The organism is Kitasatospora sp. NPDC093102 (genome assembly GCF_040683915.1).
GTDB lineage: Bacteria > Actinomycetota > Actinomycetes > Streptomycetales > Streptomycetaceae > Kitasatospora.
On the sequence record NZ_JBFBFA010000001.1, the window covers coordinates 328359 to 347651 of the forward strand.

At 74.4% G+C, this 19293-nt stretch carries 17 protein-coding genes; 6 read left to right on the plus strand and 11 right to left on the minus strand.

Annotated elements, in window-relative coordinates; genetic code table 11:
- Positions 1–197: 197 nt before the first annotated feature.
- Together lysX and AB0O11_RS01510 are read right to left on the minus strand one after the other, a co-directional pair.
- Complete coding sequence (gene lysX, locus AB0O11_RS01505; protein ID WP_363380548.1) at positions 198–1754, minus strand: bifunctional lysylphosphatidylglycerol synthetase/lysine--tRNA ligase LysX; 1557 nt, start codon at positions 1752–1754, stop codon at positions 198–200.
- A 100-nt stretch (positions 1755–1854) separates the two neighbouring features.
- Positions 1855–2574: a hypothetical protein gene (locus tag AB0O11_RS01510; protein WP_363380551.1), complete on the minus strand. Its 720-nt coding sequence runs from the start codon at positions 2572–2574 to the stop codon at positions 1855–1857.
- A 192-nt stretch (positions 2575–2766) separates the two neighbouring features.
- Here AB0O11_RS01510 and AB0O11_RS01515 point away from each other — a divergent pair, with 192 nt between their 5' ends.
- Both AB0O11_RS01515 and AB0O11_RS01520 read left to right on the plus strand, forming a co-directional pair.
- The gene (locus tag AB0O11_RS01515; RefSeq protein ID WP_363380554.1) at positions 2767–3321 is read left to right on the plus strand and encodes a SigE family RNA polymerase sigma factor; all 555 of its coding nucleotides are present in this window, start codon (positions 2767–2769) and stop codon (positions 3319–3321) included.
- A 67-nt stretch (positions 3322–3388) separates the two neighbouring features.
- Positions 3389–4255, plus strand: coding sequence for a hypothetical protein (locus AB0O11_RS01520; protein ID WP_363380557.1), 867 nt, complete (start codon positions 3389–3391; stop codon positions 4253–4255).
- A gap of 7 nt (positions 4256–4262) precedes the next feature.
- Here the strand turns inward: AB0O11_RS01520 and AB0O11_RS01525 are convergent, their stop codons facing one another.
- The 8 genes from AB0O11_RS01525 to AB0O11_RS01560 form a co-directional block, all read right to left on the minus strand.
- Positions 4263–5054 carry a type III pantothenate kinase gene (locus AB0O11_RS01525; RefSeq protein ID WP_224283786.1) on the minus strand — a complete coding sequence of 264 codons (792 nt, stop codon included), beginning with the start codon at positions 5052–5054 and terminating at the stop codon, positions 4263–4265.
- Between the two features lie 59 nt (positions 5055–5113).
- Complete coding sequence (gene nadC, locus AB0O11_RS01530; protein WP_363380561.1) at positions 5114–6082, minus strand: carboxylating nicotinate-nucleotide diphosphorylase; 969 nt, start codon at positions 6080–6082, stop codon at positions 5114–5116.
- A gap of 4 nt (positions 6083–6086) precedes the next feature.
- Positions 6087–7760, minus strand: coding sequence for an L-aspartate oxidase (locus AB0O11_RS01535; protein WP_363380564.1), 1674 nt, complete (start codon positions 7758–7760; stop codon positions 6087–6089).
- Between the two features lie 15 nt (positions 7761–7775).
- Positions 7776–8225 (minus strand): aspartate 1-decarboxylase, encoded by a 450-nt coding sequence (panD, locus tag AB0O11_RS01540; RefSeq protein ID WP_363380567.1) that lies wholly within the window; start codon positions 8223–8225, stop codon positions 7776–7778.
- A gap of 53 nt (positions 8226–8278) precedes the next feature.
- Positions 8279–9184 carry a pantoate--beta-alanine ligase gene (panC, locus tag AB0O11_RS01545; protein ID WP_363380570.1) on the minus strand — a complete coding sequence of 302 codons (906 nt, stop codon included), beginning with the start codon at positions 9182–9184 and terminating at the stop codon, positions 8279–8281.
- 151 nt (positions 9185–9335) lie between these two features.
- A complete protein-coding gene (locus AB0O11_RS01550) occupies positions 9336–10313 on the minus strand; it encodes a DUF2520 domain-containing protein (RefSeq protein ID WP_363380572.1) in 978 nt (325 codons plus the stop codon).
- Positions 10314–10410: 97 nt separating this feature from the next.
- Positions 10411–11100 carry a response regulator transcription factor gene (locus tag AB0O11_RS01555; protein WP_363380575.1) on the minus strand — a complete coding sequence of 230 codons (690 nt, stop codon included), beginning with the start codon at positions 11098–11100 and terminating at the stop codon, positions 10411–10413.
- A gap of 36 nt (positions 11101–11136) precedes the next feature.
- Positions 11137–12369, minus strand: a complete 1233-nt coding sequence (locus AB0O11_RS01560) for a sensor histidine kinase (protein ID WP_363380577.1) — start codon at positions 12367–12369, stop codon at positions 11137–11139.
- A gap of 128 nt (positions 12370–12497) precedes the next feature.
- On the opposite strand from AB0O11_RS01560, the gene AB0O11_RS01565 reads away from it, so the two are divergent.
- Complete coding sequence (locus AB0O11_RS01565; protein ID WP_363380579.1) at positions 12498–13514, plus strand: SAM-dependent methyltransferase; 1017 nt, start codon at positions 12498–12500, stop codon at positions 13512–13514.
- A complete protein-coding gene (locus AB0O11_RS01570) occupies positions 13511–14680 on the plus strand; it encodes an NADH-quinone oxidoreductase subunit D (protein WP_363380582.1) in 1170 nt (389 codons plus the stop codon). The genes AB0O11_RS01565 and AB0O11_RS01570 overlap by 4 nt, the downstream gene beginning before the upstream one ends.
- Positions 14681–14686: 6 nt before the next feature.
- Here the strand turns inward: AB0O11_RS01570 and AB0O11_RS01575 are convergent, their stop codons facing one another.
- Positions 14687–15571, minus strand: coding sequence for a hypothetical protein (locus tag AB0O11_RS01575; RefSeq protein ID WP_363381250.1), 885 nt, complete (start codon positions 15569–15571; stop codon positions 14687–14689).
- Positions 15572–15830: 259 nt separating this feature from the next.
- Between AB0O11_RS01575 and AB0O11_RS01580 the strand changes: the two genes are divergently transcribed.
- Both AB0O11_RS01580 and AB0O11_RS01585 read left to right on the plus strand, forming a co-directional pair.
- A complete protein-coding gene (locus AB0O11_RS01580) occupies positions 15831–16337 on the plus strand; it encodes a hypothetical protein (RefSeq protein WP_363380585.1) in 507 nt (168 codons plus the stop codon).
- Positions 16338–16363: 26 nt separating this feature from the next.
- Complete coding sequence (locus AB0O11_RS01585; RefSeq protein ID WP_363380587.1) at positions 16364–19150, plus strand: toxin glutamine deamidase domain-containing protein; 2787 nt, start codon at positions 16364–16366, stop codon at positions 19148–19150.
- Positions 19151–19293 lie beyond the last annotated feature (143 nt).

Here is a 19293-nt window from a genome sequence, read left to right on the forward strand (position 1 = left end):
GGGTGACGGCGTCAGTCGCGGGTTCCGCCCGTCGGTCCTCGCGGTCCTCGCGGGGCCGCTCGGCCATGCGGGATCAGTCGATGTCTTCCTTGGTCCGCTGGGCTCCGCCCTGGCTGCGGACGATGGCCCGCACCAGGAATCCGAAGCCGATCGCCATGACCAGCGGCGGCACGATCGCGCTGACGTAGTCCATCAGGTCACTCCTCCTCGGTCTTCTCCGCCGTGGCGGCGGAAGCCTTCGGCTCCGGCTTCACCAGCGGGAAGAGCACCGTCTCCCGGATGTTCTTGCCGGTCAGCAGCATGATCAGGCGGTCCACGCCGAGACCGAGGCCACCGGTCGGGGGCATCGCGTACTCCAGGGCGCGCAGGAAGTCCTCGTCCACCTGCATCGCCTCGACGTCGCCGCCGGCCGCCAGCAGCGACTGGGCGGTGAGACGGGCGCGCTGCTCGACCGGGTCGACCAGCTCGGAGTAGGCGGTGCCGATCTCGGTACCGAAGATCACCAGGTCCCACTTCTCGGCCACGCCGGGCTGCGAGCGGTGCTGGCGGGTCAGCGGGGAGACCTCGGTCGGGTAGTCCTTGATGAAGGTCGGCCGGACGGCGTTCTCCTCCAGCAGGCGCTCGACCATCTCCAGCACGATCTGACCGTGGCCCCATTCCTTCTCGAACGGGATGCCGTGCTCGGTGGCCAGCTTGCGCAGCTCCTCGACGCCGGTCTCCGGGGTGACCTCGACGCCCAGGTGGGCGGAGATGCCCGGGTAGACGCCGACCTCCTCCCACGGCTCGGCCAGGTCGATCTCGTGCTCGACGCCGTGCGCGTCCACGCCCCTGATCACCGTGGTGCCCAGCGCGTCCCGGGCCGCGTTGACGATCGTCTCGCGGATCAGCTCGGCCTGGGTGTCGTAGTCGCCGTACGCCTCGTACGACTCCAGCGAGGTGAACTCCGGGTTGTGGGTGGAGTCCGCGCCCTCGTTGCGGAAGTTGCGGTTGATCTCGAAGACCTTCTCGGCGCCGCCGACCACCAGCCGCTTGAGGTACAGCTCGGGGGCGATGCGCATGTAGAGGTCGATGTCGTACGCGTTGATGTGCGTCTTGAACGGACGCGCGTTGGCGCCGCCGTGCACCGGCTGGAGCATCGGGGTCTCGACCTCGATGTAGCCGCGGTCCTCGTACGTGCGGCGGATCGAGCGGACGACCTTGCTGCGCAGGTGCAGGATCTCGCGGGCCTCGGGGTTGACGATCAGGTCCACGTAGCGCTGGCGGACCCGGGCCTCCGGGTCGGTCAGGCCCTTGTGCTTGTCCGGCAGCGGGCGCAGGCACTTGGCGGTGAGCTCCCAGCGGTCGACCATCACGGACAGCTCGCCGCGCTTGGAGGTGATCACCTCGCCCTCGACGCCGACCTGGTCACCGAGGTCGATGTCGGCCTTCCAGGCCGCCAGCCGCTCCGCGCCCAGCTTGTCCAGGGAGAACATCACCTGGAGGTCGCCGGTGCCGTCGCGCAGGGTGGCGAAGCAGAGCTTGCCGCCGGTGCGGGAGAGGATCACGCGGCCGGTCACGCCGGCCCGCTCGCCGGTCGCGGTGTCCGGCTCCAGATCCGGGTGCTTGGCACGCAGGTCCGCGATGGTGGTGGTGCGGGGGAATCCGACCGGGTACGGGTCGACACCGGCCGCCCGGAGCCGGTCCAGCTTCTCGCGCCGGACGCGCATCTGCTCGGGAAGGTCGTCGGTCGCGGGGACAAGGCTCTGATCGCTCACCCCACAAGGGTAGCCAGCCGCACACGGTGCTCCGCCACGGGATTACCGCGGGGGAGACCGCGGCGGCGGTCTCCCCCCGGGGGGCGGCGGGTGAGCCGGCTCAGCCGGTGCCGGTGGCGAGCTCGATGTCCTCGATCTCCTCGGGGCCCTGGTCGGCGGGCGGAGCGGGGTGGGCCGGGGGCTTGGGGCGGCGGCCGAACAGCTCGGCGGGGGTGGGCATCCGGTTCGGACGGGGCGGGGTCTTCGCGGCGGCGGGCTGCTCCGGGCGGGAGTCGGTGCTGCTCATGGTGGTCCGGCCTCCTACAGGGGTGGGGTGACTGTTCGGCGGTGCGGCGGGGCTCGGTACGGCCACCAGGTGGCGGGGCTGCCCGGTGTGGAGGGCGAGCCGCTCGCGGACGGCGGCCTCGGCCAGCGCGTGGCAGCGCCCGGCCAGCCGGGAGCGGCGGGCCCGTTCGCCCTGGCCGCAGGGCTGGCGGGTCAGCCCGCGCAGTGCGGTGAGGTCCTCCGGCCCGGGCAGGTACCCGTCGGACACCGCCTCCTCCAGCCGCTCCAGGTAGCCGGGGGCGCTGCCGGGCAGGGCGGAGCGGTAGCGTCCGAGATCGGCGAGCAGGAAGGCGCGCAGCCGGCCGCCCTCCTGGACGGCCTCGTCGATCGCCTCGGTCAGGCGCAGGGCGTCCTGGACGTCCTCCGCCCAGAGCTCGGCGCCCGGCCCGGCGAGCGCCGGCCGTTCGGGCCGCTGGAGGTGGACGGGGACGGCGGGGTGCAGGGCTTGGGCGAGGGCTCGGCGCAGCACGCGGACTTCGTCGGCGCTGAAAGCCATGCCGCCGCGCGATCCGTGTGGCGTAGGCATGGGCTGACACTACGTGAGGAATATCCGATTTGTCGGTAACGTCGCGCCGAACCACCCACGTTTGGCCTGGTGAAAAAACCTTTCGCCGCCACCTGTAACGACCTCCGGGGCCTGACTGGTCATCCAGGTGTCAGGGGAGAACGAGCGAGGGGGCCGGGCAGGATGCAACCGGACGGTCAGGGGAAGGCGGCCCGGGGCGGGCGGCGGGACGAGGACTTCCAGGCCTTCGCGGCCGCCCGTGCCAGAGCGCTCTACCGGTCGGCCTGCCTGCTCGCCGGCGGGGACACCCACCTCGCCGAGGACCTGGTGCAGGAGACGCTCGGGCGGATCTACGCCCAGTGGCACCGCACCTCCTGGTTCGGCGGCAAGCGCCGGATCGACAACCCGGCCGGGTACGCCCACACCGTGCTGGTGCGGGTCTTCCTCTCGCACCGCGGCCGCCGCTCCAGCGGCGAGCGGCCGGTCGGCGCGGTGCCGGACGGCGAGGCCCCGCAGGGCGACCCGGAACTGCGGCTGGCCCTGATGGACGCGCTCGGCCGGCTCGCGCCGCGCGACCGGGCGGTGCTGGTCCTGCGCTACTGGGAGGACCGCAGCGTCGAGGAGACCGCCGCGATCCTGCACCTCACCCCGGGCGCCGTCCGGACCCAGGCCTTCCGTGCGCTCGGCCGGATCCGCGGCGTCCTCGGCGACAGCCTCGGCGAGCCAGCCGGGCGCTGAGCCGGCCGGCACGTCGACGTCACTGCACTATTCACGTCAACTCGATTGGTAGAGAGGCTGGTTCAGCATGTCCGCAGAGCACGACGGGCCCGACGAGCGGTTCGAGCGGGCCTTCACCGAGGCCATCGCCGCGGCCGGCGGGGCCTTCGACACCGAGGCCACCCGGCTGGTCGACACCGGCTGGTCGTACGGCCGCCGGCTGCGCCGCAGGCGGCGGATCGGCACCGTGGCGGGCGCCGCCGCGCTGGCCCTGGCCGGGGTGGGCACGGCCGCGTTCGGCGGCCTGCTGCCCGGGCCCGGCACCGCGGTCGTCGGCGCGGCGGCGGGCGGGTCGCCGGCCGCGTCCGCCGCCCCGGTCACCGGGCCGGAGTTCCAGCGGATGCTCACCGAACTCCTGCCGCAGGGGACGGTGCGGGTGGGCGAGGCCAGGGGCGCCGAGAGCGGCGCCCCGCAGCTGCGGCTGGTGCTGGACGACGGGAACGGCCCGGCCCAGTACCTGTTCTGGATCACGCGCTTCCCGGGCGGCAACGACATGGGCTGCCCGGCCGTGCCGACGGGTGGCGACACCTGTGACGAGTCGGACCTCCCGGACGGCTCCCACCTGCAGCTCTACCAGGCCGCCACCCGCACCGGCCAGCCGGCCGGCTCCAAGACCTGGTCCGCCACGCTGACCGGGAGCGGCTACCGGATGATGCTCCAGGAGTGGAACCGCGAGTCGCTGGAGCAGGGCGCGCCGATCACCCGGACCGACCCGCCGCTGACGCCGGAGCAACTCGCCGCGGTGGTGAAGGACCCGCGCTGGCGGAAGGTCCTGGAGGCACTGCCTGGGAGCCTGGTGATGGTGACCGTCCCGCCGGGCACGACCATCGGGACCGAGGGCTTCCTGTCGGGGGGGAAATGGTACCCGCGGACGGCCCCGACGCCCGCTCCCTGAGCGCGGCTCAGCCGGCGGCGGGCCGGTTGCGCTCGTACACCAGGCGCAGGCCGATCAGGGTCAGCCAGGGCTCGTGCACGTCGATGGTGGTGGCCTCGCCGAGGACCAGGGGCGCGAGGCCGCCGGTGGCGATCACCTGGACGTCGTCCGGGTCCTTGGCCAGCTCCCGGGCCATCCGCTCGACCAGGCCGTCGACCTGCCCGGCGAAGCCGTAGAGGATGCCGGACTGCATGCCCTCGACGGTGTTCTTGCCGATCACGTTGCGCGGGCGGGCCAGCTCGATCTTGCGCAGCTGGGCGCCGCGGACGCCGAGCGCCTCGACCGAGATCTCGATGCCGGGGGCGATCGCGCCGCCGACGTAGTCGCCGCGGGCGTTGACGGCGTCGAAGGTGGTCGCGGTGCCGAAGTCGACCACGATGCACGGGCCGCCGTACAGGTGGTTGGCGGCCAGCGCGTTGACGATCCGGTCCGCGCCGACCTCCTTGGGGTTGTCCATCAGGACGTGCACCCCGGTCTTCACGCCGGGCTCCACGATCACCGCGGGGACGTCGCCGTAGTAGCGGCGGGTCACCTCGCGGAGCTCGTGGAGCACGGCGGGGACGGAGGAGCAGATCGCCAGGCCCTCCACCGCGGCCTCCCGGACCGCGGTGTGGTTGCCCATCAACCCCTGTAGCAGCACCGCCAGTTCATCGGCCGTGCGGCGCGGATCGGTGGAGATCCGCCAGTGTTCCACCACGTCCTCGCCGTCGAACAGGCCGAGCGTGGTCTGGGTGTTGCCGACGTCGATGGTGAGGAGCACGGGGACGCTTTCTGCGAGTCGGGACGGGGTCGGGGCAGGAACCGCTCTCGGCCTGACGGTCAGGCGCGCAGGTCCAGGCCGATGTCCAGGATCGGCGAGGAGTGGGTCAGCGCGCCCACGGCCAGGTAGTCGACACCAGTCTGGGCGACCTCGCGCGCGCCGGCCAGGGTCAGTCCGCCGGAGGCCTCCAGCTTCGCCCGGCCGGCCACCAGCGCGACGGCCTCCTTCAGCTGGTCGACGGTGAAGTTGTCCAGCAGGATCAGGTCCGCCCCGGCCTCCAGCACCGGCGGGATCTGTGCCAGCTCGTCCACCTCGACCTCGACCGGCAGCTCCGGGTACGCGGCCCGGACGGCCCGGAAGGCCTCGGCCACGCCGCCGGCCGCGACCACGTGGTTGTCCTTCACCAGCGCGGCGTCCGAGAGCGCCATCCGGTGGTTGGCGCCGCCGCCGCAGCGCACCGCGAACTTCTCCAGCGCGCGCAGGCCCGGGGTGGTCTTGCGGGTGTCCCGGACCACCGCGCCGGTGCCCTCCAGGGCGTCCGCCCAGGCGCGGGTCGCGGTGGCGATGCCGGACAGGTGGCAGAGCAGGTTGAGCGCGCTGCGCTCGGCGGTCAGCAGGTCGCGGGTGCGGGAGCGGACCGAGAGCAGCACCTGGCCGGCCGCGACCCGGTCGCCGTCCTCGACGTGCCGCTCGACCTCGAACTCCTCCTCGCAGATCAGCGAGACGACCGCCTCGGCGACCCGCAGGCCGGCCACCACGCCGGCCTGGCGGGCGGTGAAGTCGGCGGTCGCGACGGCCTCGGCGGGCACGGTCGCCACCGAGGTGACGTCCTCGCCGCCGGCCAAGTCCTCGGCCAGCGCCAGGGTGGCGATGTCCTCGACCTCGATCGGGTCCAGCCCGGCCTCCTCCAGCAGCTCGGCCAGCTGCGGGTCCAGGCCGGTCTCGTAGCCCTCGCCGTCCCCGCAGGCGCAGCCGTCGCCGCAGCCGCCCTGGTCGGCCAGGGGGAGTTCCTCGTGGGAGTGGGTCATGGTTCTACTGCTCCTCAGGGGTGCTGACGGGGTCGCCGGAGGCGGCGAGGGTGGTGATCAGGTGGCGCCGCCAGTGGGCGTCGTCGCGCTCGGGGAAGTCCTCGCGCCAGTGGCAGCCGCGGGTCTCCTCGCGCTGTGCGGCGGCCGCGACCAGGGCGGTGGCGACCAGCAGCAGGTTGGCGGCCTCCCAGGTCTCCACCCGGGGGTCGGACGGCTTCTCCTCGGCGACGTGGGCGTGGGCCTGCTCGGCGAGGAGCGCGAGCCCGGCGGCGGTGTCGGCCATCGAGGCGGCGGAGCGCAGGATGCCCGCGCCGCGCGACATCAGCCGCTGGATCTCGGCCCGGGCCTCGGAGGGCGGCAGCGGCACCGGCTGCGCGGCCCGCGCCGCGGCGACGTCCACCGTGCGCTCGGGCAGCTCGCCGGCCGCGTGCAGCTCCGCAAGGTCGGCGGCGATCCGCTCGGCGAAGACCAGGCCCTCCAGCAGCGAGTTGGAGGCCAGCCGGTTGGCGCCGTGCACGCCGGTGCAGGCGACCTCGCCGCAGGCGTACAGGCCGGGGACGGTGGTGCGGCCGTGCCGGTCGGTGCGGATGCCGCCGGAGGCGAAGTGCGCGGCCGGGGCGACCGGGATCGGCTCGGTGACCGGGTCGATGCCGTTGGCGCGGCAGAAGGCGAGGATGGTCGGGAAGCGGTGCTCCCACATCTCGGCGCCGAAGTGCCGCCCGTCCAGGTACATGTGCTCGGCGCCCTGCTCCTGCATGCGCCGGGTGATGGCCTTGGCGACGATGTCGCGCGGGGCGAGTTCGGCCAGCTCGTGCTGTCCGACCATGAAGCGCACGCCGTCCGCGTCCACCAGGTGGGCGCCCTCGCCGCGGACCGCCTCGGAGACCAGCGGCTGCTGGCCCTCGGCCTCTGGGCCCAGCCAGAGCACGGTGGGGTGGAACTGGACGAACTCCAGGTCGGTGACGGCGGCGCCGGCCCGCAGGGCCAGTGCCACGCCGTCGCCGGTGGAGACCGCCGGGTTGGTGGTCGCGGAGAAGACCTGGCCCATGCCGCCGGTGGCGAGCACCACCGCGCGGGCCCGGACGGCGCCGACGCCGTCGCGCCGGCCCTCGCCCATCACGTGCAGGGTCAGCCCGGCGGTGTGGCCCTCGGCGTCGGTCAGCAGGTCGAGGACGAGCGCGTGCTCGATCAGCTCGATGTCCGGGTCGTTGTGGACGGCGGCGACCAGGGCGCGCGATATCTCGGCGCCGGTCGCGTCCCCGCCCGCGTGCACGATCCGGCGGCGGTGGTGGCCGCCCTCGCGGGTCAGCAGGATCTCGCCGTCCTCACCCCGGTCGAACAGGGCACCGGTGGCGATCAGCCGGCGGACGGCGTCCGGGCCCTCGGTGACCAGGGTGCGGACGGCCTCCTCGTCACAGACGCCGGCGCCGGCCACCAGGGTGTCGTCCAGGTGCTGCTCGGGGGTGTCCCCCTCGCCCAGGGCGGCCGCGACGCCGCCCTGGGCCCAGCGGGTCGAGCCCTCGTCCAGCACGGCCTTGGTGACCACCAGGACCCGCAGGCCGGCCTTGCGGACGTTGAGGGCGACGGTGAGACCGGCCACCCCGGAGCCGACCACGACCACGTCGGTGGTGGCGGTCCACCCGGGGGTCGGGGCGGTGAGGCGATGCGTAACGGACATGGCTCAGTGGCTCCTTCAGCGCGTGGCCGCGGTGGCCGCGCCGTCCTCGTCACGGTACGCCTCGTCACCGCGCAGCAGTCCGCTGCCCTCCGGTGCCTCCGCCGGGTCCCCGCCGAAGCCGGTGATCCGGTTGCGCTCGTCCACGAAGACGACCTTCGGCTCGTAGCCCTTGGCCTCGGCCGTGTCCATCTGCCCGTAGGCGATGAGTATGACCAGGTCGCCGGGGTGGACCAGACGGGCGGCGGCGCCGTTGATGCCGATCACGCCGGAGCCGCGCGGGCCGGCGATGGTGTAGGTCTCCAGCCGGGCGCCGTTGTTGATGTCGACGATGTGGACCAGCTCGCCGGGGAGCAGGTCGGCGGCGTCGAGCAGGTCCTCGTCCACCGTGACGGAGCCGACGTAGTGCAGGTCGGCCTGGGTCACGGTGGCCCGGTGGATCTTGGACTTGAGCATGGTGCGGAGCATGTGGTCACGCCTCCTGTGAGTGCATGCCGGAAAGGGGGGTCCTGCCGCCGGTACTACCGGACGATGATGCGGACGTTGTCGATCAGGCGGGTCGGGCCCACCTTCGCGGCGACGGCCAGCACGGCCTCGCCCTGGAAGTCGTCCGCCGCCTCGGTGAAGGCGTGCGGGTCGATCAGGGCGAGGTAGTCCAGGGTGACGCCCTCGGCGCCGTCCAGGACGGCCGAGGCGGCCTCGCGCACGGCCTTCGGGCCCTGCGCGGCGACGTCCCGGCCGGCGAACAGGGCCTTGGACAGGGCGAGGGCGTGGGTGCGCTCCTCCTCGGAGAGGTAGCGGTTGCGCGAGGACAGCGCCAGACCGTCCTCCTCGCGGACGGTCGGCACGCCGACGATCTCGACGTCGAAGTCCAGGTCGGCGGCCATCCGCTGGATGACCGCCAGCTGCTGGGCGTCCTTCTCGCCGAAGAAGGCGAAGTCCGGGTCGGTGATGTGCAGCAGCTTGGCGACGACGGTCAGCACGCCGTCGAAGTGGCCGGGCCGGGTGGCGCCCTCGAAACGCTCGCCCATCGGGCCGGCCGACAGGCGCACCTGCGGCTCGCCGTTCGGGTAGACCTCCTCGACGGAGGGCGCGAAGACCACGTCGGCGCCGTTCTCCTCGGCCAGCTTCACGTCGGCGTCGAGGGTGCGCGGGTAGCGGTCCAGGTCCTCGGACGGGCCGAACTGCAGCGGGTTGACGAAGACCGTCACCGCGACCCGGCCTTCGCGGCCGACCTGCTTGCGGGCGGCCCGGATCAGCGCGGCGTGGCCCTCGTGCAGCGCGCCCATGGTCATCACCACGGCGTTGTCCACCGGATGCTCGTCCGGCCAGAACGCGGCCTCGAAGTCGTCCACGGTGTGCGTGACGACGGCACGGTGGACCTTCGGCGTCCGCTGGGGCTTGCTTCGCTGGGCCTTGCCCGCCATTCCTGCGCTCCTTCGATCATTCGGCTGCGCGACGTGTCGCCGCCTTGTTGCGCTCCGTCCCGTGCGGTAGCGCACCGGGCAGGGCTTGTCCGTCATGAGGCCGCTTCGGCGGCCGAGTGAGAAGCCCCGGTCCAGGCCGGGGAGGAGTCACCTAGCGCGTCTCCTCGTCGAGAGCGTCCAGCACAGCGGCCGCAGCGTCGGTCGAGAGAGTCCCGTTCGCCACCGCCCGCTGGGCGGTGGCACGGGCCATTGCACGATATGCCGCCGGGATGTCCGGGGACACCGTACTGAGCTGCGCCAGGTGGCGCCGTACGGTGCCCGCGTCGCCCCGGGCGACCGGGCCGGTGAGGGCCGCGTCGCCGGAGCGCAGGCTGTTGTCCAGGGCGGCTCCCAGCAGCGGGCCGAGCATCCGGCCGGGCTCGGCGACGCCGGCCGTGCGCAGCAGGTCCATCGCCTGCGCGACCAGGGTGACCAGGTGGTTCGCGCCGTGCGCGAGGGCGGTGTGGTAGAGCGGGCGGACCTCCTCGGGGACCCACTCGGGCTCGCCGCCCATCTCCACCACCAGTGCCTCGGCGACCGGCCGCAGCTCCTCGGGGGAGGTCACGCCGAACGGGCAGCCGGCCAGCCGGGCCAGGTCCACCGAAGTGCCGGCGAAGGTCATCGCCGGGTGCAGGGCCAGCGGCAGCGCCCCGGCCCGGGTGGCGGGCTCCAGGACGGCGACGCCGTGCGCGCCGGAGGTGTGCACGATCAGCTGGCCCGGGCGGACGGCGCCGGTGGCGGCCAGCCCGGCCACCAGGTCGGCCAGCGCGTCGTCCGGGACGGTCAGCAGCACCAGGTCGGCGGCGGCCAGCACCTGCGGCGGGGTGACGATCCGCACGCCCGGCAGCAGCGCCTCGGCGCGGCGGCGGGAGGCGGCGGACACCCCGGAGGCGGCGACCACGGTGTGCCCGGCGAGCTGGAGCGCCGCGCCCAGTGCGGGACCGACCCGGCCGGTGCCGACCACGCCGACGGCCAGCCGGGCCGGGCGGTTGCCGGGGTCGCCGGGATCACCGAAAGCCCGGTCGGCGAGACCGTCGGCGAGCGGGCCGAACTCGCCGGAGTCGGCGAAGCCGGACGGATTCACGTCCACCCTTGTCCTGCCTTGTCCTGAATGACCGTTCCAGTCCACTCGACGGGTACCGGACGTACCGCCCCAGTCTACGGGGGCGCCCGAACGGTGCAGCGGCTCAGTCGGTGGCCCCGGCCCGGATCAGCCCGGCCTCGTACGCCAGCACCACGGCCTGGACCCGGTCGCGCAGGCCCAGCTTGGCCAGGATCCGGCCGACGTGGGTCTTCACGGTGGCCTCGGAGAGCACCAGCCGGGCCGCGATCTCGCCGTTCGACAGCCCCTGGGCGACCAGCAGGAACACCTCCCGCTCGCGCTCGGTCAGCGGGCCGAGGGCGTCCGAGCCGGGCGAGCTCTGCGGGGTGGGCAGCACCTCGGCGAATCGGTCGATCATCCGGCGGGTGGTGGTCGGGGCGACCACCGCGTCCCCGCCGTGCACCGCGCGGATCGCGGCCACCAGCTCGGTCGGCGGGACGTCCTTGAGCAGGAAGCCGCTGGCGCCGGCCTTGAGCGCGGCGAAGGCGTACTCGTCCAGGTCGAAGGTGGTGAGGATGAGCACGTGCGGGGCGTTCGGCAGCGGGCTGCCGTCCTCGGCCAGGCAGATCCGGCGGGTCGCCTGCACGCCGTCCAGCCGCGGCATCCGGACGTCCATCAGGATCACGTCCACCTCGGTGCGTCGCAGCAGCTCCAGGGCCTGCGCGCCGTCGCCCGCCTCGGCGACGATCTCGATGTCGCCCTGCGACTGGAGGATCATCCGGAAACCGGTGCGCAGCAGTTCCTGGTCATCGACGAGCATCACGCGGATGGTCAAGGTGGGACTCCTTGGAGGGGTGGACGGCGGACGGGGCTAGTGGGCCGCCTTGAGCGGCAGGACGGCGCGGATCCGGAAGCCGCCGCCGGGGCGGGGGCCCACGTCGAGGCTGCCGCTGACCATGCCGACGCGCTCGCGCATGCCGATCAGGCCGTGGCCGAGGCCGTCCGCGCCGCCGGCGGCCAGCTGCTCCTCGGTGCTGCCGCGCCCGTCGTCCTCCACCAGGACGGCCAGCTCGCGCTCGCCGAAGTCGACCGCGACCCGGGCGTGCGCGTCGGGGCCGCCGTGCTTGCGGACGTTGGTGAGCGCCTCCTGGACGATCCGGTAGACGGTCAGCTCGACGCCGCGCGGCAGCTCGCGCGGGTGCCCGGAGGTGGCGTAGTCCACGTCGAGCCCGGCCGTGCGGACCTGCTCCAGCAGTTCCGGCAGCTCCTCGACGCCCGGCTGCGGCACGTACTCCTCGGCCTTGGTGTCGGAGGTGCGCAGCACGCCCAGCAGGCGGCGCATCTCGACCAGCGCCTGGCGGCCGGTGGAGGCGATCGTGCCGAGCGCCTCCTTCGCCTGCTGCGGGGAGTTGTCCAGGACGTACGCGGCGCCGTCGGCCTGGACGATCATCACCGAGACGTTGTGCGCGACCACGTCGTGCAGCTCGCGGGCGATCCGGGCCCGTTCGGCGGCGACCGCCACCTTGGACTGGGCGTCCCGCTCGCGCTCCAGCCGGGCGGCGCGGTCCTCCAGCTCGGTCAGGTAGGCACGGCGGACCCTGGTCAGCCGGCCCCAGGCCCAGCAGAGGATGAACGGCGTGCTCATCAGCAGCGTGATCAGCGCCGCCTCGCCGAAGGCGTACGGGCGGGTGTGCGCGTCGCCCGCCTTGTCGAAGACCGTCTTCACCGGCATCATCTGCCAGAACACCAGCGGCCCGGCGGCCAGGCCGGCCGCCAGCGCCAGCCGGGAGGTCCACTTCCGGCCGAAGGCGGCGCCGGTGTAGGCGAAGACCAGGTAGGCGATCGAGGAGCCCTCAGGCGAGACGTTCGCGAGCACCTGGCCGACGCCGATGGAGGTGGCGACGACCACCGTGAGGTCGGGGTGGCGCCGCCGGAAGACCATCAGCAGCGGCAGCAGCACCGCGATCAGGATCGAGGCGTCGAAGCGCCAGCCCTCGTCGACGTAGTTGTCGCTCGGCACCAGGCCGACGAACAGCACGATCGACGCCCAGGCGGCGTCGACCACCATGGGGTGACGGCGGAGCCAGGCGTTGAGTCGATGCACGTGTCCAGCGTAGGCAGTCGCTCCGCATGCCCAGGTCCGCCGGTAGGGCGATCCGTCCTACTCCGTAGGTCGGAGAGGCACCCGGGCCGATGGGGAGGGCCGTCCGCGACCGGGTAGCGTCCCGCCCCATGACTTGGATGCGGTGGGCGCCCGCCATGGAACAGGCCCTGTACGACCCCGTGCAGGGCTTCTACCGCAGGCCGGAGGGCCCCGCCGGGCACTTCCGCACCTCGGTGCACGCCTCGCCGAGGTTCGCCCGTGCGGTGGCCCGGCTGCTGCTGGAGGTTGACGAGGCCCTCGGCCGTCCGGAGGAGCTGACCCTGGTCGACATGGGGGCCGGGCGGGGCGAACTGCTCACCGGTGTCCTGGCCGAGCTGCCCGCCGAGGTGCTGGCGCGGCTGCGCCCGTACGGCGTGGAGATCGCCGAGCGCCCGGCCGGCCTGCCGTCCACAGCCCTGTGGACGGACGAGCCGCCGCGCGGGGTGACCGGGCTGCTGTTCGCCAACGAGTGGCTGGACAACGTGCCGCTGGACGCCGGGGAGGTGGACGAGGACGGGGTGCTGCGCTACGTCGAGGTGGACACCGAGACCGGCGGGCAGCGCCTCGGCGAGCCGGTCTCGACGGCCGACGCGGCCTGGGCCGACCGCTGGTGGCCGGCCGTGGAGCCCGGCGAGGTGGTGGAGTTCGGCGGCCCCCGGGACGCCGCCTGGGCGCGGGCCGTGGCCGGGCTGGACCGGGGCCTGGCCGTCGCCGTCGACTACGGGCACACCGCCGGGCGGCGGCCGCCGTTCGGCACGTACGCCGGCTTCCGGGACGGCCGGGAGGCGGCCCCGGTGCCGGACGGCTCCTGCGACGTCACCGCGCACGTCGCGCTGGACTCGATCGCCGTGCCCGGTCTCCACAGCCTGTGGACAACCCAGCGGGAGGCGCTGCGGGCGCTCGGCGTGAGCGGGGAGCGCCCGGCGCTCGCGCTCGCCACCAGTGACCCGGCCGGCTACCTGCGGGCGCTGAGCGGGGCGGGGGAGGGGGCCGAGCTGACCGACCCGGGCGGGCTGGGCGGGTTCGGGTGGCTGGTACAGGCCGTCCACATGCCGGAACCTGCGGGCTTGGCAGGCCTGCCGGGATGGCAGACTCTGGGGGCATGAGGGAGACCACGGTCGGCATCGGGGCCGGAGCCGAGAACGTCACCGGCGCGGCGGGCACCACCGACATGGTGCTCAACATCGGCCCGCAGCACCCGGCCACGCACGGCGTGCTGCGGCTGCGCATGCTGCTCGACGGCGAGCGCATCGTGAGCGCCGAGCCGGTGATCGGCTACATGCACCGGGGCGCCGAGAAGCTGTTCGAGGCCCGCGACTACCGGCAGATCATCATGCTGGCCAACCGGCACGACTGGCTCTCCGCCTTCTCCAACGAGCTCGGCGTCGTCATGGCCGTCGAGCGGATGCTCGGCATGGAGGTCCCGGAGCGGGCGGTGTGGGTCCGCACCCTGCTCGCCGAGCTCAACCGGGTGCTCAACCACCTGATGTTCCTCGGCTCGTACCCGCTGGAGCTGGGCGGGATCACCCCGGTCTTCCACGCCTTCAACAGCCGGGAGGACCTCCAGTACGTGCTGGAGGAGGCCTCCGGCGGCCGGATGCACTACATGTTCAACCGGGTCGGCGGCCTCAAGGAGGACCTGCCGGCCGGCTGGCTCGGCCGGGTCCGCACCGCCGTTGCCACCGTGCGCTCGCAGCTGCCGGTCTTCGAGGACCTCGTCCTCGGCAACGAGATCTTCCGCGCCCGCACCGCCGGCGTCGGCGTCCTCACCAGGGCGCAGGCCGAGGCGTACGGCGTCAGCGGCCCGATCGCCCGGGCCAGCGGCCTCGACCTCGACCTGCGCCGCGACGAGCCGTACCTCGCCTACGGCTCCGAGGAACTGCGGCAGGTGCTCACCGTGGTCACCCGCGAGGAGGGCGACTGCCTGGCCCGCTTCGAGTGCCTGCTGGAGCAGACCCTCAACTCGCTGGACCTCGCCGACGCCTGCCTCGACAAGCTCGCCACGCTGCCGCCCGGCCCGGTCAACCAGCGGCTCCCCAAGGTGCTCAAGGCCCCCGAGGGCAGCACCTACGCGTGGACCGAGAACCCGCTCGGGATCAACGGCTACTACCTGGTCTCGCATGGCGACAAGACGCCGTGGCGGCTCAAGCTGCGCTCGGCGTCCTTCAACAACATCCAGGCGCTGACCGAGCTGCTGCCGGGGACGCTGGTCGCGGACATGGTGGCGATCCTGGGGTCGATGTTCTTCGTGGTCGGGGACATCGACAAGTAGGGCCGGTCAGTTCTTCCCGGTCTTCCCTGCCGTTCCTGCCGTTCCTGCCGTTCCTGCCGTCCCCGCCGTCCCCGCCTTCCCGGCCTTCTTGGCCGGGTCGGCCGGGTGCGGGGCCACCTTGCGGTCGCCCTTGGTGGCGATCCGCTCCTCGCACAGCCGGGCCAGCACCTCGTACGCCTCCTTGCCCATGAGCTCGGTGAGCTCGGGGCGGTAGCTGACGTACACCGGCTCCGCGCCCTGGTGGGCCGCCGGGGCGCCGGTGCACCACCAGTGCAGGTCGTGGCCGCCCGGGCCCCAGCCGCGGCGGTCGTACTCGCCGATCGACACCTGGAGGTAGCGGGTGTCGTCGGGGCGGTCGATCCAGTCGTAGGTGCGGCGGATCGGCAGCTGCCAGCAGACGTCCGGCTTGGTCTCCAGCGGCTCGCGGCCCTCCTTGAGCGCGAGCGCGTGCAGGGCGCAGCCGGCGCCGCCCGCGAAGCCCGGGCTGTTCACGAAGATGCAGGCGCCGTTGACCCGGCGGGTCTGGCGGTCGCCGTCCTCGTCCAGCATGGTGATGCCGCCGTCGGCGACGATCCGGCCCTTGGCGTCGGTGCCCTCGGCGAAGTTCTCCCACAGCTCGGGAGTCAGCCGGGCCGCGTGCGACCGGACGCGCTTCTCGTCGTCCTCGTCCGAGTAGTGCGCGCCCAGCGTGCAGCAGCCGTCCGACTCGCCACGGCCCTCGCGGATGCCGTGGCAGCCCTGGCCGAAGACGCAGGACCAGCGGGAGGTCAGCCAGGTGAGGTCGCAGCGGAAGACCTGCTCCTCGTCGGCGGGGTCGGCGAACTCGACCCAGGCGCGGGGGAAGTCGAGCGGGACCTCGTCGCGCGGGATCTCGCGGCGCAGGGTCGGCATCGCGAGGTCGACGGGGGCGGGGGAGGCCTTGGGCTTCGCCTTGGCCTTTTTCTTGGACGTTTCTGCTGGTGCCACCCGGCAAGGGTAGAGCTTTCGTGGGCGATGGCGCGGTGGCGGGACCGGTGGCGGGGCCCGTGGCGGTGGGACCGTCCGGGGTGAAGGCGGGGTGAAGAGGTCCGTCGGGCCCTGCGGGCGGGCCCGGGGGCGTGCCTAGGATGGCGGCCGGCCCGCCACGGGGCCGCTACGGGGAGGTGCGGGGATGGCAGACGGCAGCACCGGGGTGTCCGGCCGCGCGGGCGGGGAGTTCGTCGTCAAGCCGTGGGAACTGCACGGCGAGGGGCGGGAGTTCGAGAAGATCGGCGGCGAGCTGACGAAGGCCGTCGCCGCCCTGGAGCAGGGGCTCGCCGCGCTCGGCGCCCCCTCGGGGGCGGACCGGCCGGGCAGCGGGTTCGCCGCCGTGTACGGGCTGGCGCGCGGTGAACTCGTCGGGGGGCTGCGGGGGTTGGCCGGGCGGGTGACCGGGATCGGGGCCGGGCTGCACGCGATGGCCGCGCGGACGGCCGACGCGGACAGCTCGGCGGCGAGCGGGTTCGGGGCGTCGGCGGTGTCGGGGGCGCCGGGGGCGCCGGGGGTGTCGGGCGCGGCAGGGGTGCCGGGCACGGCGGGGGTGCCGGGGGCCTCGCCGGTGACGTCCGCGGTGTACTCGACGGTGCCGGAGGCAACCCCGGGGGCGGCCCCCGCCGTCCCCAAGGACATGCCGGTCTGACGGACCCGGCTCGAAGGGGGAAGCGCGTGTCCCGGAAACTGCCCGAGGAACTGGTCCCGGTGCTGGCCCGGACCGGCCAGCAGTGGCTGCAGGCCGACGAGGAGGGCCTGCGCAAGGCCGCCGGAGTCTGGCGCGAGTTCGGCAAGGAGGCCGACCGGCTCACCCGCCGCTGCGGTGAGTCCGTCCGGCGGGTCACCGCCGACAACTCCGGTCACGCGGTCGAGGCCTTCGGAGCGTACTGGCAGGCCTTCAGCGGCGGCGGCAGGGGCCACCTGGACGACGCGCACAGCGCGGTCGGGCTGGTCGCCGGGGCCTTCGACACGGCCGCGCGGGCCGTGGACACCTGCAAGGCCGAGATCATCGCGACCCTGCAGCAGCTCGCCGCCGACCTCAAGCAGGCCGAGGAACAGGCGGCCAGGGCCAAGGAGGCGGCCGGCAAGGTCGCCGCGACGGCCGCCGGCGACCCGGCGAAGAGCGGGGTGGTCGGCGGGCTGGAGAACGCCGTCGGCGGCTTCGCGGCCACGGTGAGGAACGTCGCCACCGAGCAGGTCGCGGCGGGGGTGGCGGCGGTCGCCGTCGAGGCCGCCGCACTGAAGATCGGCGGACTGCTCGCCGAACTCGCCCGCGCCATGAAGGACGCCCTGTCCGGCGTGCTCAAGGAGCCGGCCGCCGTCGCCCTGCTGAAGCTCGGCACCGCGCAGGGGACGGGGGTCACCGCCGCCGCGTACCGCAGCGGCGCGTTCGACCCGCTCGCCGCCGGGCTGCCCGCCGCCCTCGGCGAACCGGGCGTGCTCGCTGCGGACGGCTCCGGGCTGGTCCTGCTCGCCGGGAAGGACGGCAAGCCGCTGGTCGGCGTGCCGGGGCTGACGGTCAAGGTGGACGAGCACGGCAAGCCCGTCCTCGGCCCGGACGGGCAGCCGGTCATCCTCCGTGCCGACGGCACACCGGTGGCCGACGCCACCGGGCTGCTGATCGTCCCGGGACCGGACGGCAAGCCGGTGGTCGGGGTGGCGGACCTGGCCGTCCGGCTGGACGAGCACGGGCAGCCGGTGCTCACCGGCGAGGACGGCAAGGAGGTCCGCGGGGTGCCGCTCGCCGGGCTGACGCCGGGGACGGACGGGCCCGGTGTCGACGAGCCCGGTGTCGACAAGCCGGGGGCGGACAAACCGGTCGCGGGTGCGACGCCCGACGGGCCGGCGGATCCGAAGGCGCCGGGCGCCGTGACGGTGGCCTCGTTCGCGGTGGCGGAGCCTGGGGCGGTCGTCGGCGGCCCGGACGCGGCGGTCGCGGCGAGCGCGCCCGTGGGTGCGGTGTCGGCCGGGGCCGGGGCCGGGTACGGCGCCGGGGGCTTGCCGGGGCAGCACCGGGCGACGGGCAGTGGTGGTGGGGGTGGCAGTGACTGGACGCCGCCGGCCGTTGCCGCGCCGGTCCGGCAGGGCGGCGGGTCGGCGGGCTGGTCGGAGGGGGACTACCCGCTCCAGGCGCCCGCGGCTTCCTCGCACAGTGGTGGCAGTGGTGGTGGCGGTGGTGGTGCGAGCAGTGCGGGCGGTGGCGGTGGGCCGGTGACCGTACGGACGGACTCGGTGAGTGCGCCGGCCGCGCCCGTCACCGCGCCGTCCGTCGGTGTCCCCTCGCACGGGCCGGCGCCGGACGCACCGTCGACGGTACGGCCGGTCGGGGTGCCCGGACAGTTCGGGACTCCGGCGTACGGCGGCGGGTACGGCGGGTACCAGGCGGCCGGTCCGGTCGGCACCGTCGGGCCCGGGCCGCTGGCGGGCACCGGAGGCGGACCCGTGAACGTGGCGGCACCGTTCGGCAGTGGCGTCGGGGCGGGCGCGGCCAGCGGCCCCGGTGGCGTGGTGGGCGGCGGCCCGGCCGTCGGCGCACCGCAGCCCGGCACATCGCAGCCCGGCGCGCCGGCGGCCCGGACCCCGGTCGGCGCGGCGCCGCACCCGGTCGTCGGACCGCCGCCGGTCCAGGCCGCGCCGCCGCCTCCGACCGCACCCCCGATCGTCGGGACCACCCCCGTGACCGGCCGACCCGAAGCGCACCCGGGGGAGGCCCGGCGACGGGAGAGCGCGGCGGGCCTCGCCGACCCGACCCTCGCCTGGGGCGCGGTCCCGGTCGCGACCGCCCATGCGATGGCCCTCCAACTCGCCCTTCGCGCACGGTGCGGAGCCCAGCCGGACGATCCGGCGGTACGGCTGCGCAGCATCGCCGACAGCCGTCCGTACGGCCTGCCGGGCGGGCTTGCGCCGGTCGACCCGGAGCACCAGGCCGAGCTCGAACGCCGCGCACCCCGGGACGAGGACGGCCGGCCCGTCCGCCACCCCGACCCGGCGGCCGGCGGCTGGGCGGAGGCCGTCAACGACGGCGGCTACCGCGAACCGGGCCGGGCGAACAACAGTCTGGAGATCGCCCTCTCCGCGGTCGAGTGCTACACCGGCCGCCCGACCTGTGCGGCCCCGCGCATCCCCACCGAGGGCGACGCCGGTGAACGCGGCGGCCGGGACCGCGCCGAACGCGAACTCGGCGCCCCGTTCCGGGACCTGGGCGACGGCGGCCGCGCCTTCGACCGCCTCGCCGACGACCTGCGCCGCGCCGGCCACGGTTCCCAGGCGGTGCTCCTCACCCTCGACGCCTACGGCCGCCCGCACGCCTGGAACGCCGTCAACCACCAGGACACCGTCACCTACCTCGACCACCAACTCGCCCGCCAGGCCCCCACCCCCCTCCACCCCGCCACCCACGGCCTCTGGGCCATCGCCCTCACCCCCGAAGGCCGCCCTCTCGACCTCACCCCCGCCGCCTGACCCGCACCCGGATGCGTAGGAAGTCGACCGGGCCGACTTCCTGCGCGGTTCGGTTCCGGCGTTGGGGACCAGCGGTACAGCCGTTGGCGCCAAGCACGTGATCTTGGTCGTCCAGCACAGGCGATCGGGCTGTTGCGGGGGTT

Bases quoted from the DNA above. Each gene is read 5' to 3' on its own strand.
- panC (WP_363380570.1), bottom strand. From the start codon at position 9,184: ATGGCGGGCAAGGCCCAGCGAAGCAAGCCCCAGCGGACGCCGAAGGTC.
- AB0O11_RS01570 (WP_363380582.1), top strand. From the start codon at position 13,511: ATGAGGGAGACCACGGTCGGCATCGGGGCCGGAGCCGAGAACGTCACC.
- panD (WP_363380567.1), bottom strand. From the start codon at position 8,225: ATGCTCCGCACCATGCTCAAGTCCAAGATCCACCGGGCCACCGTGACC.
- AB0O11_RS01575 (WP_363381250.1), bottom strand. From the start codon at position 15,571: ATGCCGACCCTGCGCCGCGAGATCCCGCGCGACGAGGTCCCGCTCGAC.
- AB0O11_RS01565 (WP_363380579.1), top strand. From the start codon at position 12,498: ATGACTTGGATGCGGTGGGCGCCCGCCATGGAACAGGCCCTGTACGAC.
- AB0O11_RS01580 (WP_363380585.1), top strand. From the start codon at position 15,831: ATGGCAGACGGCAGCACCGGGGTGTCCGGCCGCGCGGGCGGGGAGTTC.
- AB0O11_RS01520 (WP_363380557.1), top strand. From the start codon at position 3,389: ATGTCCGCAGAGCACGACGGGCCCGACGAGCGGTTCGAGCGGGCCTTC.
- nadC (WP_363380561.1), bottom strand. From the start codon at position 6,082: ATGACCCACTCCCACGAGGAACTCCCCCTGGCCGACCAGGGCGGCTGC.
- AB0O11_RS01510 (WP_363380551.1), bottom strand. From the start codon at position 2,574: ATGGCTTTCAGCGCCGACGAAGTCCGCGTGCTGCGCCGAGCCCTCGCC.
- AB0O11_RS01515 (WP_363380554.1), top strand. From the start codon at position 2,767: ATGCAACCGGACGGTCAGGGGAAGGCGGCCCGGGGCGGGCGGCGGGAC.
- AB0O11_RS01535 (WP_363380564.1), bottom strand. From the start codon at position 7,760: ATGTCCGTTACGCATCGCCTCACCGCCCCGACCCCCGGGTGGACCGCC.